Consider the following 14,329-nt stretch of genomic DNA (forward strand, 5'->3'; position numbering starts at 1 on the left):
TCATCCGAATCGCGGATGAGAGGCCGACGCCCGGCCTTTCGTGCGGCCGCCCCCCGACCAGGACTTGACCGGTTGTTCATCGGGACGGTCGGACGGGTGCGATCACGCGCCGAAGCCGTCGTCCGGGGCGTCGGCTTCCGGCGGTGTGCAGTCGTGCGTGCTGATCCAGTGGCCGGCGCTGTCCAGGAGGGGCTCGGAGCCGGCCTCGGCCCGGAAGACGAAGGTGACGCCCGTCGAATCGACCTGTACGGCCAGCTGTCCGGGAGGTTGGGGGAGCGTCAAGGAAGTGAAGGGGCAGTCGATCGCGCTGAGTTCGGCCATGACCCGCGTGTGAGTGAGGGGTCCCGCGAACGTGGCGAGTGTCCCTGTCCCCGGGACGGAGCCGAACTCGGCCAGGGTCCGAATCGCGGTCACGCAGTGGAGCGTGGTGGCACCTGACCCGCCTGGACGTCCACCGAGTTGATCCGTCTCCCTCCACCTTCCAACGCCACGAGACGACGCCGCGAGCGAGGGCGAGGGCAAGGGACACCCAGGGCAGATGACGACCCGGAGACCATGCCGGCGGGCGCGGGGAGCGGGTCTGCCCTATGGCGTACGGCAGTTCGTTCCGCCCAGCCGTACCTGGACGCATGAGGATCGGGGCCCCCGCAGGAGAGATCGATCTTATTCAGGAGCGGTTCACCGGAGTGGTCTTCAGAAGAACCTGTCATGGACACTCCCGTAGGGGAAGCTCTCGGTAGCCATCACTCGGCCGCGTCGGCACTGCGTCGGCTGCTCGCTGAGTCATCCGAGAGGACGGACATGGATAAAATGTCATCGCCCGCAGCAGGTAAGGCGACTCCGGCGTATTTCAAGCGGAAGCGGTCCTGGCTGGGGGCGCTGGTCGGCGCCACGGTCCTGAGTGTGGTGTTGCCGACGTCAGTGGCTCACGCCGATAATCTGCCGAACCTGCCCCAGAACGCCGGGGGTTACGAGGCGTCGTTCTCGCCCGCGTACGACTACGACGGCGACGGCTGCTACCCCGTTGCCGCCATCGCACCCGACGGAACGCTCAATCCCGGTCTGAACACCTCGGGCGCGGTCAACGGCAGCTGCCGTGACCAGTCCGACCTGGACCGGACCCAGACGTACGCCCGCTCGAAGTGCAACAACGGATGGTGCGCGGTCGTATACGCCAGCTACTTCGAGAAGGACCAGGCCCTCCCCGGCAGCGGACTCGGTGGTCACCGCCACGACTTCGAGCACGTGATCTCATGGATCAACCAGGCGTCCAACCAGGTGGAGTTCGTCACGACCACCCAGCATTCCAGCCAGGTGACCTATCCGCGTTCGCAGGTGCGCTTCGACGGTTCCCACCCCAAGGTGGTCTACCACAAGGAGGGCCTGGGCACCCACTTCTTCCGGCTCGCCAACAGTAACGACGAGCCGCCGGAGAACCACTACCACAACTGGCGCCAGCCCTCCATCGTGGACTGGAACGGGTGGCCCAGCACCGCTCTGCGGGACCGTCTGATGAACGCGGACTTCGGGTCGGCCACCATCAAGACCACGGACAAGGACGACCGCTTCCGGAACCTCCTGAACGCCTCCAAGCCGTCCGGCATCCCCTTCGACCCCTGGGCCTGACAGCGGGACCGTGGAACCGCGGCGGCCGCCGAAACGGTGCGGCCCGGTGACCGTTCTCCGTGATTGCCCGGGACAGCAAGGCCGACCTTCTGTCCGGGCAGGCGCGATGCCGCCGCGGTCCTGACCACCGCCAGCTTGATTCAGTACCCCTGTCGGACCTGCGACGCCCCGGATGCTGGGGAGCGGGCGGTGGTCGGGGGCGCCCGGGAGCACCTTCACCGGAACGTCCGTTCGCGGCGAGCCCTCCCGTATCACCGCATTGTCGCCCGGATCACCGTGCCCTCGGACCCTCAGGGCCGGTTCTCGCGTTCCGCCTCGCGACCTCAGGCGCCGGTTTCGGAGTTCAGTTGCTGGAGGACGCCGTAGTAGTCCTCCAGGTGCCAGCTTCGGACGATGCGGCCGTCCTCGACCTGGTGGTAGTCGGACGCCCGGATCTCGACCTGGCGCCCGGTGGCCGGAACGCCCAGGAACTCACCCTTGTGGGTGCCGCGCGTGACGGATCGCACCGCGACCCGGTCACCGGCGGCGACGACGTCCTCGATGGTGAAGGTCCGGTTCCCGAGGGGAAGTGGTGAGGGCTCGCACACGACGTCGTCTGCGCGACGTAGGTACGAGAATCAAACCCAGTGGCCTGTTAACATAGGAGAGGTGAGTCTGAAAAGCAAATCCATCGAGATCGGCGGGGGGCGGGGCTGCCCGATCGCCGCCGCGCTCGACGTTGTTGGTGACCGGTGGTCCCTGCTCGTGCTCCGCGATCTGTCTCGCGGTGTCCATCGCTTCAACGACATCCGGGCCAACACCGGTGCGCCCCGGGACAGGCTCGCGATCCGGCTGCGCGAGCTGGAGGAGGCGGGGGTCATCACCCGTCGCCGCTACTGCGAACGCCCGCCGCGCGACGAGTACGTCCTCACCGACGCCGGAAGGGCCCTCGCGCCGGTGCTTCGCGAGCTGGAGACCTGGGGCGAGAGTTACGCCCTTTGAGGCCGAGGCGACGCCGGCCGGCGCCTGGTGATGCCTGACGTTGCCCGCGCCGCGTCCGCCGGTTGCGGCTCGCCCATGGCCTCGGGCCTACCGGTGACGCAACCGTATCGGTGACACAACCGCGCCCGGCCCTGCTCCGGCACCAGTAGGTTTGATTTCCGATCCCACATCAAGCCCACGTGTTACTGTGCCTCGGGTAGTGAGTTCGGAAGTCAAACCTGACTGTGAGAACGGCACCGCGCGCCGGCAGCCGCATCCCGCCGTACTCCTCGGTGTCCTGTGCGCGGCGGCCTTCACGAGCGGTCCGGCGGCGCGGTCGCCCGCACCGGGCTCGCCTCGACGGGCCGTCCGGACGGGTCCGCCCGAGACACCCGGGACACATGAACCGAAACGACAGGAGAAGTCATGGCATCAGTACTGATCACCGGCGCGTCGAAGGGCATCGGCCGCGCGACGGCGGCGGAGTTCGCGCGCCGTGGCCACCGGGTGGTGGCCACGGCACGCGATCCCCGGTCACTCGCCGGCCTCGACGTCGACCAGCGGCTGCCCCTCGATGTCACCGACGCCGAGAGCATCGCCGCGGCGGTCCGGAACGCAGGTGAGATCGACATCCTGGTCTCGAACGCGGGAGTGATCTTCTTCGCCGCGTTCGAGGCCACGCCTCCGGACAAGTTCGCGGAGTTGTTCGACCTGAACACGCTGGGCTCGCTCCGGGCGGCCCAGGCCGTCCTCCCCGGTATGCGGGCGCGCGGGCACGGCCGTCTGCTGTTCATGTCCAGCGTCGTCGGGCGCATCGTTCTGCCCCCGGGTGCCGCCTACCAGGCGACCAAGTGGGCGCTTGAGGCGCTGGTCGAGGCACTCGCCATCGAGGTCGCCCCGTTCGGGCTCGAAGCCGCCCTGCTGGAGCCGGGAACGGTCAGTTCGGGAGCACTGAACGACGTGACCACCTACGCGCTTCCGGACAACCCGTACCAGGCGATCGCCCGGCCGGACACCAGCAGTTCTGCTGCCATGGCGGGGATGATCACACCGGAGGAGGCCGCCGCCGAGGTCGCGGATGCCGCCGAGTCGTCGCGGCTCCCCCTGCGCGTACCCATCGGAGACGCCGCTCGCGCGGTTCTCGCGGCGCGACGCGAGGCGCCCGACACCGTTCCCTTCGTGCCGGGCCGGCCGGCCGAGACCGCGGGAGCGGACGCGTGAACGGGCTCATCATGGTCACCGGCGCCAGTGGCGCGCTCGGACGCCAGGTCGTCGAGTTCCTGCTGAAGCGGGCTCCCGCCGCCCGCGTCGCGGCTCTGGCCCGCCGGCCCGGGGAACTCGCCGATCTCACCGAGCGCGGGGTCTCCGTGCGGCGCGGCGACTACGAGGACCCGCACAGCCTCGAACCGGCCTTGGACGGCGTGGAGAAGCTTCTTCTGATCTCTGCGAGGTCGTTCACCGACGCCAGGACGGCACACCGGAACGTGATCCACGCGGCAAAGGCGGCAGGGGTGCGCCACGTCCACTACACAGCCATCCAGCGCCGCGCCGGGTCGACCTTTGTGATCCCCCAGGCCACCGAGTGGGACGCGTACACCGAGAACGAGCTGGCGGCCTCCGGGCTCGACATCACCGTGCTGCGCGACTCGCAGTACCTGGAGTCGTTCGACACGCTGGTCGGTGAACTCGCTCCGGACCGCGTCATCCGGGTACCCGCCGGCCACACCCCGGCCGCCCTGGCGACACGGAGCGACATGGCCGAAGCGATCGCTGCCGTCCTCGCCACCGACGGCCACGCGGAACGCGACTACACGCTCGCGGGCTCCCATGCTTTCACCCTCGACGATGTCGCCGCGGTGCTCGGCGAGATCACCGGTGTGCCGGTGACCTACCAGGACACTCCGGTCGAGGAATACATCGCGGCGCGCGTGCGAGCGGGGATGCCGGAACCCTGGGCGCGGTTCACCGGAGCGTGGTTCCAGGCCATCGCCGCCGGCGAGTTCACTCCCACCGACGACATCGAGCGCCTGATCGGCCGGCCCACGACATCACTCCGAGCGTTCCTCGCCCGACAGCGGTCCGGGGAGGCGAACGCGGCGAGGTGACAGCGGCGGAAGCCGGCAGCCGTGAGGCGGGGTCCGTGCCGAGAGCCTGCCGTCAGCACAAGGCGCTGGCCGCCCGCACTTCGGTGAGTGTCCGCCGCGCGAGTTCGGCGAAGTCGTCGCGGTTGGCCGTGTCCCTCCAGCGCTCGTAGGCGATCTTCCAGGCGAGAGCGCCCAGTTCGGCGGTTACGCGTGAGGTCAGATCGGGAACGCCGCGGCGCTTGAGCGCGTCGATCATCGATGCGATGAGGCCGAGTTCCTTCAGTGCCTCGCGTTCACGCAGTTCCGGGTTGGCGGCGATCACCGCCGACCTCCGGGCGCTGAATTCGCGACGATCGGAGGTGAAGGCCTCCCTGCCGATCGCGTCCAGAGCATGCGCGACCGCTTCGAGGGGGCCGGCCCCGGCTGGCGCCGTGTCGATCCCGTCGACGAGCAGTCCGGTCATCGTGCCCCCGCCGAAGAGCACCTCCCGCTTGTCCGGGAAGTGCCGGAAGAAGGTGCTCTTCGTCAGTCCGGCGCGCTCCGTGATCTCGATGACCGTCGTGTTCTCGTAGCCCCGTTCCTCGAACAGTTCAAGGGCGGCGACGAGCAGTCGCTCGGGTGCGTGGGGTTGCCAGCGGGCCATGGAGGACATCTTACGGGACTTGGTGCCGTCATCCATGTATGGTGATGGGACCAAGTCCCGTCACTCTGCCTGCTGGAGGTACTCATGAGCCGGGCTGTCGTCTACGAGACGTTCGGTGGTCCCGAAGTGCTGGAGCTGCGGGAGGTTCCGGAACCCCATGCCGGGCCGGGCGAGGTCCGCGTCCATGTCACGGCCGCCGGTCTGAATCCCATGGACTGGGGCATCGCCTCGCGGCCCGAGGCCGCGGCCCGGTTCGGCATCAGCGTGCCGTCCGGCTTCGGGTACGACTTTGCCGGGGTCGTCGACGAGGTCGGCGCCGGTGCCACGGGGGTCGCTGCCGGCGACCGTGTCCACGGCGGCGCGCAGGGCAGGGCCGCTGCCGATTTCGTGCTGGTCAAGACGCCCGCCGAGACGCACGAGCCGCTCTGGCGCACGCCGGAGGGCATCAGCGACGAGGTGGCGGCCACGCTTCCGGTGGCCGGTATGACCGCCGCCGCCGCGTTGGCCGCGATCGACCTGCGGTCCGGCGACACCGTCCTGGTGGGCGGCGCCGCGGGCGGCGTGGGCGTGTTCGCCATACAGCTCGCGAAGCTGGCCGGCGCCAGAGTGATCGGGACCGCCGCGCAGGGCACGTTCGAGTTCCTGCGCCGGTTCGGTGCCGAGCCCGTGGCCTACGGCCCCGGACTGGCGGACCGGGTACGGGCCCTGGCGCCGGAGGGCGTGACCGCGGCGACCGACCTGTTCGGCATCGAGACGGCCGAGACCGCGCTCGCGCTCGGCGTGCCGCCCGAGCGGATCTCCACGATCGCCGCGGGGCCCAATCCTCCCGGCGGCGTTCGCGCGACCGGTGGTTTCGACGCGAGCCCGGACGCCATGGAGCGGATCACCGGCGCGATCCTCGCCGGCGCGATCACCGTACCGATCGCCGCGACCTTCCCGATCGGGCAGATCCACGATGCCGTGACACTGCAAGCCGGACGGCACGTCCACGGCAAGGTCGTGATCAGGCTGCGGCCAGGTCTTCACTGAACACCGCGCCACGCTCCACCCGCCGGGAGCGGGCGCCCGCGACACGTTCCGGACCATCACACCTATTCCACAGACAGGAGATGTTCGACATGGGCAGATACGAGGGCAAGAAGGTCGTCGTCACGGGAGGCAGCAGTGGCTTGGGCCTGGCCACCGCCCGGTCACTCGTGGACGAAGGCGCGCGCGTGCTGATCACCGGGCGCGACCAGGACAAGCTGCGTGCCGCCCGTGACCAACTCGGCGAGAACGCGATCGCGGTCCGCAGCGACGCGGCGTCGCTGCCTCAGATCGACGCGCTGGCCGACCGGGTGAAGGCCGAGTTCGGCACGTTCGACGCCCTGTTCGGCAATGCCGGTGTCACCGGCTCCGCACCGTTCGAGGCGACGAGTGAGGAGTTGTACGACCGACTGCTGACCACTAACGCCAAGGGACCGTACTTCACCGTGCAGAAGCTCGCTCCGCTGCTGGCGGAGGGCAGCGGGGTGGTGCTCACGACCTCGGCCGTCAACGTGCTGGGTCTGCCGATGCTCAGCGCGTACGCGGCCAGCAAGGCGGCACTGCGCTCGATGACCCGCGGCCTGGCTCGTGAACTTCTCCCGCGAAGGATTCGGGTCAACGCGGTCAGCCCCGGCCCGATCGACACCACGGTCATGGACAAGTCAATGCCCCGGCTGTCGGCGGAGGAGACGGAGGCGCTTGCCGCGCAGATCCCCATGCTGCGACTGGGGACCCCGTCCGAAGTGGCCAAGGCCGCGCTCTTTCTCGCGTTCGACGCCACCTACACCACCGGCACCGAACTCGCCGTGGATGGCGGTGGCACTCAGCTCTGACCGCCGGCACCGACGAAGACCCTGGTCGCGGCCCCGGCACGGCACCCCGATCCGCCGGCCTGCGCGAGGTCCGGTACAAACCCCGCGAACTTGTGCGGGCAGGACCTGAATGTCCGGGATGTCCGGCGGTGGGGAAGGGGGGGGCGTCACCGACGTCGATGTGGATGCGGGCCGCGGTCCTGACCCCGATGCCGGGGATGAGGGTGGGCCACGCGCGTCGGATCGCCTACATGCCGATCGTCTTGCGGTAGGCCGAGGGCCGGACACCGACATCGCGCAGGAACGCCGACGACAAGGCGCCGGCTCCGGCGAAGCCGCACCGCTGGGCGATCTGCTCGATGGTGAGGCCGGTCTCCGACAGCAGTTGTTGTGCCGATTCGATGCGCAACCGGGTGAGGAACCGATGCGGCGTCTCGCCGGTGGCGTTCCGGAAGACGCGTACGAAGTGGTAGACGCTCAGGTGCACTTCAGCCGCGATGTCGGCGAGGGTGAGCGGCTCGGCCAGGCGGTCCCGCATGATGGCGATGCCCTTGCGGACAGCGGCGTGCTCATTCCCCGGCACGCGTGGCACGCCGCCCCGGGACAACAGGTGCACCGCGAGGAACGCCGCGGCCGACTCGGCGTACAAATCATCCGTCTCCCGACTGGCGGGGAGTGACCGGACGAGGTGTTCGACAACCGGGTCGCCCGCACCCAGTCCGGCGGACAGCGCCTCGAAGTCCGGTTCGTGTCGGCCCAGTTGATCGGCGGTCCGCTTGACGACGGCCTGCGGGACATGCACCTGGATGGTGGACAGGGCCGATGTCGCCGCGTAGCTGCGTACGGTTGGCCGGCCCGGCACCATGAGCTCCAGCCGTCCGGCCCTCCAGCGGCGCTTGGCCGATGACCCTCCAGAGGCGACCCGCATCACGGTCTCTCCGGCGGTGCACAGCACGAGATGCAGATCGGAAGTGCCGGGTAGCACCAGGTGTTCGACCTGGCGTGCGTGCGCGAAACACTGCACGAGCAGCGATCGCCATGTGGCGTCGTGCCAACTGCAGTAGCTGCGACGCACGTACTTCGTCATGTCGATATCGCCGTACGGCGCCAAGTCGAAGTCGGGCGAATCGAACATCGTGCGATTTTATCGCATCTGCGCCGCCGACGGCCGGTTGGGTCAACCCGGCCCCGTCGCCGGGGACGCCATGCTCCCCGCCGCCCCTGCCGGGCATGGCCGTGCCGCGTTCGCGGTCATTCGGCACTGGACAGACTTGACGACATGTGTAAAGTTTGTCGCGATCATGAGTAGTGCGAAAGGAGTGTCGTCAGGGTGTCGAGATGGAACTTGAGCAGCGTTCCCGATCAGACGGGACGGACCGTTGTGATCACGGGCGCCAACGCGGGAATCGGCTTCACCGCGGCGGCGATGTTCGCGTGCAAGGGGGCACACGTCGTGCTCGCCTGCCGGGATCCGCGCAAGGCCGCCGACGCCGTCGGCAGGATCCGCGCCATGCGGCCGTCGGGCTCGGTGGAGCCCGGTCCGCTCGATCTCGCGGATCTCGATTCGGTGGCGGCGTTCGCCGGCCACTTCCGGGAGAGCCATGACCGTCTCGACGTGCTGGTCAACAACGCCGGAGTCATGTGGTCTCCGCCGTCGCGCACCGTGCAGGGCTTCGACCTGCAATTCGGTACCAACCACCTCGGGCACTTCGCCCTCACCGGTCATCTGCTGCCCCTGCTGCTGCGCACGCCGGGGGCACGTGTGACGACCATGACCAGCCTGGCGCAGAACTTCGGCCGTATCGACTTCGACGATTTGAACTGGCGGCGGCGCCCGTACTCCCGCGGTGCGGCCTACAACCAGAGCAAGCTGGCCAACATGATGTTCGTGCTGGAACTCCAGCGTCGGCTCACAGCGTCCGGCAGCGCCCTGACCGTGACCGCGGCCCATCCGGGCTGGACCTCCTCGGAACTCACACGTCACTCACATCCCGCGATCAGACGGATCAGCCCCCTGGCCGGCATGAAACCGGAAGTCGGGGCACTCGGACTGATGCGCGCCGCCACTGATCCGACCGCCCCGGGCGGCGGTTACTGGGGGCCACGCTTCTTCTTCGAGACCAAAGGGCACCCGTCCGCGGCCAGGATCAGCCGCCGCGCCGAGGATACGGCGGTCGCCGCCCGGCTCTGGGAGGAGAGCGCGGAACTCACCGGTGTCACCTACCCGATTCCCGGGCGTACGGAGCGTGCGGCCGATGCCTGATGCCGGCGAACCGGCCGAGGTGTCGGCGCGGCAGGAGAGCATCGTCACCGCGGCAACCGGGGTCTTCCTGCGTTTCGGTCTGCGCAAGACAACGATGGACGACATCGCCAGGGAGGCGGGTATCTCCCGGCAGGGGCTCTACCTGCACTTCAGGTCCAAGGACGCAGTGTTCCGGCGCGTGGTGGAACAGATGCTGTCCGGCATGCGGAGCTCGGTCGAGCACGCGCTGGAGCGGGAGGACCTCCCTGTCGCGGGCCGCTTGGTGGAGGCCTGCGAGGCGTTCCACGGCCTGACGGTCGGCAAAGTCGAGCTCAGCCGCTTCGGCGAACTCCTGGAGGCGGCGACCTCGTTCGCCGGGCCACGCATGCGAGAGATGGAGAAGGACTTCGTCGCGGACATCGCCCGGCTGCTGGTCCGGACCGGACACGCCGCTCCCTGGGAAGAAGCGGGCATCTCCGCAACAGACCTCGCCGAACACCTCTTCGCCGCTTCGGCCGGGGCGAAGTACGAAGCAGCCACACTGGAGACGTATCGGACACGAGTGCATGTCGCCGCACGCATCATCATGAGAGGAACCGACTGACGCGTGCCCGACGCCCTCGCCGCGGACCACGCCGGCGCCGCGACGACAGACCGCAATCTCGCGCATGTCTTCTGCCAATCTCGCGCATTCCTGTCCGCATGGCCTGCGGCTAGCGTCAGACGCGATCGTGCGGAAAACGGATCGGCAGATCATCCATATGTGAGCGGTCAGGCTTTACGGAGTGATGTCAATGAAGGGTGCTTACGACGTGACGGCCATCTCGAAGGTGCCGTCGTCGAAGGTGTGGGAGCTGTTGCTGGACGCTCATAGCTGGCCCCGGTGGGGGACCGTCGACGAGCTCGTCCTGGAGAGGTCGGAAAACATCTCGCCGGATCGGCGCGACGCGGTCGGTGCGGTAAGGGCGTTCCGTACAGGACGTGTCGTGACCAGCGAGCGAATCACCGAACTGCGTCCCCAGCAGCTGTTCGCCTACGAGGACGCCGACAATCCGTTCATGAGGAACTACTCCGCGCGCGTACTGCTCGACGACAGGAGCGGAGGCGGCACCGGAATCCGCTGGTGCGGAGAGTACGAGGTGGCGTTCGGTACGCATTTCATTCTTCGCCCCCAACTGACGCGGACCATGCGGCGCATGGTCACGGGCCTGGCCGAGGCCGCGGAACGTTCGCGGTGACCCAGATGTGATCATCCGGTACGGGGCCCGGCACCAGCCGCACACTACGACGGCTTCGGCGGCGATCTTCCTCGCTGCCCTGCCCACGCTTCTGAGCTGGGCAGGGCAGGGCAGGCAAGGCAAGGCAAGGCAAGGGCCGGGAAGGGCGCGGGAGGAAGGGGTCAGGTGCCGGACGAAGGGCTGTAGAACTGCGCGGGGTCGCCCGAGAGAGCGGCCTTGACGAAGCGACTCGGGTCGTCGACCAGCACCTCGATGACCCCGGCCTGCACGCCGTCGAGGCTGGCTCGTGCGACATCGGCCGGGTCGATCTTGGGAGCGTCGCGTCCCGCCATCATGTCGGTGTCCGCGGCGGCCAGGTGCACACCCTGGACAAGGGTCCGCTGACCGGAGAGCTCAAGGCGCACGCCGTTGGTCATGTTCCACTCCGCGGCCTTGGCCACGGAGTAGGAACCCGTCCCTTCGGTGGCGACCCACGACAGCACGGAGAGGATGTTCACCACCGCTCCTCCGCCGTTGGCGGCGAGGACTGGAGCGAAGGCGCGGATGACCCGGAGTGTGCCGAAGAGGTGGGTTTCCAGGTCCTGCCGGATCGTGTCCAGATCGTCGGTCACGAGGTTGGCCCCCGTCGCGATGCCGGCGTTGTTGATCAGCAACGTGACGTCCCGCGCCGCCGCGGCGGCGTTCACGATCGATTTCTCGTCCAGCAGGTCCAGATACAGCGGCGTGACCCGCGAGTCGGACGTGTCGAGCAGCTCGGGGTGTCGGGCCGTGGCGTAGACCTTCGTGGCTCCCCGGGCCAGCAGCTGATCGACGAAGCGCCGACCGATCCCGCGATTGGCTCCTGTCACGAGCGCGGTGGAACCGGCAATGTCCATGTTCTTTCCTTTCGCCAGGCGGTGGGAGATTCGCGTCCGCCCGGTGCCGCCTACGCTAAAACCTGACGTCGACGTGAAGGGCAAGTCGTGACAGGCGAGAACACGAGCGGAAGGAGCCGGATGCGTATCGGCGAACTGGCCGAAAGGGCCGGAGTCAGCACGCGTGCCCTGCGCTACTACGAGGAGCAGGGCCTTCTCCGTCCGCAGCGCACGACCAGCGGTCAGCGCGTCTACCCGGAGTCGGCCGTGGACCGCGTGGCGCTCATCCAGCAGCTCTACACGGCCGGACTCGGCAGCCGTCTGATGGCAACCCTTCTGCCGGCCATCGACGCCCGCCACGTCGGTCCCCAGCTGCTCGACCGCGTGCTCGGCGAGCGCGTCCGTATCAGAGCGAAGGTCGCTGAGCTGGAGGAAGCCGGCCGCCGACTCGACGTCCTGATCGATCTCGCCACGCACCCGGACACGGCGCCGTGCCCGTCCTCGCTCGATCAGGCGCTCACCGGAGATTCCGCCTCAGCCTGAAGCGGACCTCACCTGTGGACGCTGTCGAGTACGTCCTGGTACGCGGCACCGAAACAGTCGAGCATTGTTTTGATCTCGGCGTCGGAACTGATCAGGGGAGGCGCGAAGGCGATGGTGTCGCCTATCGCCCGTATGAGCAGACCGTGTTCGGCGGACCTGGCCATCAGGGCCGCGCCCAGTTGGCCTCCCGCCAGACCGCCGGAGGACCCGTCGAACGTGATGGCGGCGAGGAACCCGTGTCCGCGGACGTCACGAACCAACTCCGCCCCGCGGAAGGCGTCAAGACCATCCGCGAGCATCGGTGCCATGGTCCGCACATAGCCGGGGACATCCCGCTCCGTGAGAATGGCGATGCTCTCGCGGGCGACGGCCGCGGCCACGGGGTGTCCCGAGTAAGTGAAGCCATGGCCGAATCCGCCGACGCCGCCGGAGCCGTTGACGATTACGTCGATCACCCGCTCTCCCAGCATGACCGCGGAGATCGGTATATAGGCGGAGGACAGTCCCTTGGCGAGAGTGACCATATCGGGACTGAGGTCGAATTCCGTCGTCGCGAACATGGAACCGGTACGGCCGAATCCGGTGATGACCTCATCGGCGATGAAGAGGATGTCGTGACGGGCCAGGACTTCTTGTATCCGCTGATAGTAGCCGTGCGGCGGGAAGATGACTCCGCCGGCGCCGAGTACGGGCTCCCCGATGAACGCGGCGATGGTGTCGGCGCCCTCGTCGCTGATGAGATCCTCAAGTTGTGCGACAAGCCAGTCGACGAACTGATCGGACGTCAGACCTCGCGCGTGCGGCGAATAGGGGTCAGGGCAGGGGACCTTCAGGAAATTCGGCAGTGGCATGCCGAATCCCTCGTGTATGTGGCTTATACCGGTGGCTGATCCTGCCGCGACGGTGGTGCCGTGATAGCCGTTCTCATGAGAGATGATCTTCGCCCGCTCGGAGCGGCCCAGACTCCGGTGGTAGTACCAGGCGATTTTGAACGCGCTGTCGTTCGCTTCAGCCCCCGAGTTGGCGAAGAACGTACGCCCCATCGGTATCGGCGAAATCCGGGCGAGGTCATCGGCGAGTGCCAGTGAGACATCGTTGGTGCGGTGGTCGTAGGACGCGTAGAACGGCAGCCTGGCCAACTGGTCGGTGGCGGCCTGGATGAGCCGGGGCTCGCTGTAGCCGAGATTCGCGCACAGCATGCTGGACATGCCGTCGAGATAGGAACGCCCTTGGCTGTCCCAGACCTTCACACCTTCGCCGCGCACGATCACATGCGGTTCTGATTCCAGGTCGGGGGGTGTATGGGGTTCGAGCATCGTTGCCGCGCGTGGAGGCATGAGAACTCCTTGGGACAGGACTGGTACTTCCGTGATGTGTTCCGCTTCCGCGGTGCGTTCGGCTAACGGCGAGCGCGGTGCGGTGAGGCGTATGAGCGCCGCCCGCGCGGTCGCACGCTGGGCGACCGGGCCGTTATTCTCTGTCGATTCCCGGAGATTTACCTTTGGGTCATTTGTCCGTTTAGTGTACTCGGTTGAATGGCGTTGCATGGTGCGCGGTGGGCGGGTCGTCGGATCACCTGAGCCCGAGCCTGAGCCCGAGCCCGGAGCTGGAGCCCCGACCTGCTCGCGCGGGGTTGCGTTATCTTGATGCATATACAACAATGCGAGGGTGAGTACTTCCTCCATAGACGAGATCGTCGGCGACTGTCTGGCGGTGCGCGTCCGGCTGATCGGCCGGGCTGTCACGAGCCTCTACGACGGCGCCCTCGGCGGTCATGGTGTGACCATCGCCCAGGTCAACCTGCTGGCCGCGCTGGGCAAGGTCGGCGTGTGTACGCCGTCGAAGCTCGGTGACGTGCTGCAACTGGAGAGATCCACGGTCAGCCGGAATCTCAATCTGCTGGTGAATCGCGGCTGGATAGAGGTCTTGTCGTCCGACGCGAAAGGGATACGGGAGGTCGCGCTCACCCGCGCCGGCCAGGCCAAGATCGAGTCCGTGATGCCCGAGTGGCGGGAGGCTCAGCGGCAGGCCGCGCGGCTTCTCGGGGTGACGGGCGTGAACGCGGTCCAGGGCATCGCGAGCGGTATGGGCTATGCGCCAGGCACCTAGGCCCTGTCCGGCCGATCTTCGCGGGCCCGGAACGCCTGGCACGGCACCTCGCCGCGTTGTCGGAGTCGCCCGAGTACGTCCAGTACACGGGCGATCCTCCGCCTTGCGATGTACCGCACCAGCCGCCCCGAGCTGATCCACGAAGATCGACCGGACAGGGCCTAGAAGGACAGGGTTGACTCGAACGTATTT

General features: G+C 68.0%; 17 protein-coding genes. 11 read left to right on the plus strand and 6 right to left on the minus strand.

From position 1 onward, the window contains the following. Nucleotides 1-102 precede the first annotated feature (102 nt). Nucleotides 103-414: a hypothetical protein gene (locus ACWGDX_RS04975; protein ID WP_453622343.1), complete on the minus strand. Its 312-nt coding sequence runs from the start codon at nucleotides 412-414 to the stop codon at nucleotides 103-105. Between the two features lie 387 nt (nucleotides 415-801). Between ACWGDX_RS04975 and ACWGDX_RS04980 the strand changes: the two genes are divergently transcribed. Then, nucleotides 802-1,626: an NPP1 family protein gene (locus ACWGDX_RS04980; RefSeq protein WP_453622345.1), complete on the plus strand. Its 825-nt coding sequence runs from the start codon at nucleotides 802-804 to the stop codon at nucleotides 1,624-1,626. A 323-nt stretch (nucleotides 1,627-1,949) separates the two neighbouring features. Here ACWGDX_RS04980 and ACWGDX_RS04985 read toward each other — a convergent pair whose 3' ends face one another. Beyond that, the gene (locus ACWGDX_RS04985) at nucleotides 1,950-2,213 is read right to left on the minus strand and encodes an ester cyclase (RefSeq protein ID WP_453622347.1); all 264 of its coding nucleotides are present in this window, start codon (nucleotides 2,211-2,213) and stop codon (nucleotides 1,950-1,952) included. Between the two features lie 61 nt (nucleotides 2,214-2,274). Between ACWGDX_RS04985 and ACWGDX_RS04990 the strand changes: the two genes are divergently transcribed. From ACWGDX_RS04990 to ACWGDX_RS05000, 3 genes are all read left to right on the plus strand, one after another. Beyond that, complete coding sequence (locus ACWGDX_RS04990) at nucleotides 2,275-2,607, plus strand: winged helix-turn-helix transcriptional regulator (RefSeq protein WP_453622349.1); 333 nt, start codon at nucleotides 2,275-2,277, stop codon at nucleotides 2,605-2,607. 405 nt (nucleotides 2,608-3,012) lie between these two features. After that, nucleotides 3,013-3,807: an SDR family NAD(P)-dependent oxidoreductase gene (locus ACWGDX_RS04995; protein WP_453622351.1), complete on the plus strand. Its 795-nt coding sequence runs from the start codon at nucleotides 3,013-3,015 to the stop codon at nucleotides 3,805-3,807. Then, the gene (locus tag ACWGDX_RS05000) at nucleotides 3,804-4,691 is read left to right on the plus strand and encodes an NmrA family NAD(P)-binding protein (protein WP_453622353.1); all 888 of its coding nucleotides are present in this window, start codon (nucleotides 3,804-3,806) and stop codon (nucleotides 4,689-4,691) included. Before ACWGDX_RS04995 ends, ACWGDX_RS05000 begins: the two co-directional genes overlap by 4 nt. Before the next feature lie 52 nt (nucleotides 4,692-4,743). On the opposite strand, the gene ACWGDX_RS05005 is transcribed toward ACWGDX_RS05000, so the two are convergent. Beyond that, on the minus strand, nucleotides 4,744-5,313 hold the full coding sequence (locus ACWGDX_RS05005; RefSeq protein WP_405986591.1) for a TetR/AcrR family transcriptional regulator: 570 nt from the start codon (nucleotides 5,311-5,313) through the stop codon (nucleotides 4,744-4,746). 84 nt (nucleotides 5,314-5,397) lie between these two features. Here ACWGDX_RS05005 and ACWGDX_RS05010 point away from each other — a divergent pair, with 84 nt between their 5' ends. Together ACWGDX_RS05010 and ACWGDX_RS05015 are read left to right on the plus strand one after the other, a co-directional pair. After that, entirely contained in the window at nucleotides 5,398-6,342 is a 945-nt protein-coding gene (locus ACWGDX_RS05010) for an NADP-dependent oxidoreductase (RefSeq protein ID WP_453622355.1), read from the plus strand. Between the two features lie 89 nt (nucleotides 6,343-6,431). Further along, nucleotides 6,432-7,172 (plus strand): SDR family oxidoreductase, encoded by a 741-nt coding sequence (locus ACWGDX_RS05015; protein WP_453622357.1) that lies wholly within the window; start codon nucleotides 6,432-6,434, stop codon nucleotides 7,170-7,172. A 226-nt stretch (nucleotides 7,173-7,398) separates the two neighbouring features. Here the strand turns inward: ACWGDX_RS05015 and ACWGDX_RS05020 are convergent, their stop codons facing one another. Next, entirely contained in the window at nucleotides 7,399-8,286 is an 888-nt protein-coding gene (locus tag ACWGDX_RS05020; RefSeq protein ID WP_453622359.1) for a helix-turn-helix domain-containing protein, read from the minus strand. A 195-nt stretch (nucleotides 8,287-8,481) separates the two neighbouring features. Between ACWGDX_RS05020 and ACWGDX_RS05025 the strand changes: the two genes are divergently transcribed. From ACWGDX_RS05025 to ACWGDX_RS05035, 3 genes are all read left to right on the plus strand, one after another. Continuing rightward, nucleotides 8,482-9,414 (plus strand): oxidoreductase, encoded by a 933-nt coding sequence (locus tag ACWGDX_RS05025; RefSeq protein WP_453622361.1) that lies wholly within the window; start codon nucleotides 8,482-8,484, stop codon nucleotides 9,412-9,414. After that, a complete protein-coding gene (locus ACWGDX_RS05030; RefSeq protein ID WP_453622363.1) occupies nucleotides 9,407-9,997 on the plus strand; it encodes a TetR/AcrR family transcriptional regulator in 591 nt (196 codons plus the stop codon). The genes ACWGDX_RS05025 and ACWGDX_RS05030 overlap by 8 nt, the downstream gene beginning before the upstream one ends. Nucleotides 9,998-10,187: 190 nt before the next feature. Continuing rightward, nucleotides 10,188-10,631 (plus strand): SRPBCC family protein, encoded by a 444-nt coding sequence (locus ACWGDX_RS05035; protein ID WP_453622365.1) that lies wholly within the window; start codon nucleotides 10,188-10,190, stop codon nucleotides 10,629-10,631. A gap of 161 nt (nucleotides 10,632-10,792) precedes the next feature. Here ACWGDX_RS05035 and ACWGDX_RS05040 read toward each other — a convergent pair whose 3' ends face one another. Beyond that, nucleotides 10,793-11,506: an SDR family oxidoreductase gene (locus ACWGDX_RS05040; protein ID WP_453622366.1), complete on the minus strand. Its 714-nt coding sequence runs from the start codon at nucleotides 11,504-11,506 to the stop codon at nucleotides 10,793-10,795. Between the two features lie 120 nt (nucleotides 11,507-11,626). Here ACWGDX_RS05040 and ACWGDX_RS05045 point away from each other — a divergent pair, with 120 nt between their 5' ends. Next, entirely contained in the window at nucleotides 11,627-12,028 is a 402-nt protein-coding gene (locus ACWGDX_RS05045; protein WP_453622368.1) for a MerR family transcriptional regulator, read from the plus strand. Between the two features lie 8 nt (nucleotides 12,029-12,036). On the opposite strand, the gene ACWGDX_RS05050 is transcribed toward ACWGDX_RS05045, so the two are convergent. Then, entirely contained in the window at nucleotides 12,037-13,365 is a 1,329-nt protein-coding gene (locus tag ACWGDX_RS05050) for an aminotransferase (RefSeq protein ID WP_453622370.1), read from the minus strand. A gap of 331 nt (nucleotides 13,366-13,696) precedes the next feature. Between ACWGDX_RS05050 and ACWGDX_RS05055 the strand changes: the two genes are divergently transcribed. Then, the gene (locus ACWGDX_RS05055) at nucleotides 13,697-14,137 is read left to right on the plus strand and encodes a MarR family winged helix-turn-helix transcriptional regulator (protein WP_453622372.1); all 441 of its coding nucleotides are present in this window, start codon (nucleotides 13,697-13,699) and stop codon (nucleotides 14,135-14,137) included. The last annotated feature ends 192 nt before the right edge of the window (nucleotides 14,138-14,329 follow it).

This window comes from Streptomyces sp. NPDC055025 (genome assembly GCF_053608565.1).

Coding starts and splice junctions, on each gene's coding strand:
- ACWGDX_RS05035 (WP_453622365.1), top strand. CDS start 10,188: ATGAAGGGTGCTTACGACGTGACGGCCATCTCGAAGGTGCCGTCGTCG.
- ACWGDX_RS05030 (WP_453622363.1), top strand. CDS start 9,407: ATGCCTGATGCCGGCGAACCGGCCGAGGTGTCGGCGCGGCAGGAGAGC.
- ACWGDX_RS05040 (WP_453622366.1), bottom strand. CDS start 11,506: ATGGACATTGCCGGTTCCACCGCGCTCGTGACAGGAGCCAATCGCGGG.
- ACWGDX_RS05045 (WP_453622368.1), top strand. CDS start 11,627: ATGCGTATCGGCGAACTGGCCGAAAGGGCCGGAGTCAGCACGCGTGCC.
- ACWGDX_RS05005 (WP_405986591.1), bottom strand. CDS start 5,313: ATGGCCCGCTGGCAACCCCACGCACCCGAGCGACTGCTCGTCGCCGCC.
- ACWGDX_RS05015 (WP_453622357.1), top strand. CDS start 6,432: ATGGGCAGATACGAGGGCAAGAAGGTCGTCGTCACGGGAGGCAGCAGT.
- ACWGDX_RS05010 (WP_453622355.1), top strand. CDS start 5,398: ATGAGCCGGGCTGTCGTCTACGAGACGTTCGGTGGTCCCGAAGTGCTG.
- ACWGDX_RS04995 (WP_453622351.1), top strand. CDS start 3,013: ATGGCATCAGTACTGATCACCGGCGCGTCGAAGGGCATCGGCCGCGCG.
- ACWGDX_RS04980 (WP_453622345.1), top strand. CDS start 802: ATGGATAAAATGTCATCGCCCGCAGCAGGTAAGGCGACTCCGGCGTAT.
- ACWGDX_RS05050 (WP_453622370.1), bottom strand. CDS start 13,365: ATGCCTCCACGCGCGGCAACGATGCTCGAACCCCATACACCCCCCGAC.
- ACWGDX_RS05020 (WP_453622359.1), bottom strand. CDS start 8,286: ATGTTCGATTCGCCCGACTTCGACTTGGCGCCGTACGGCGATATCGAC.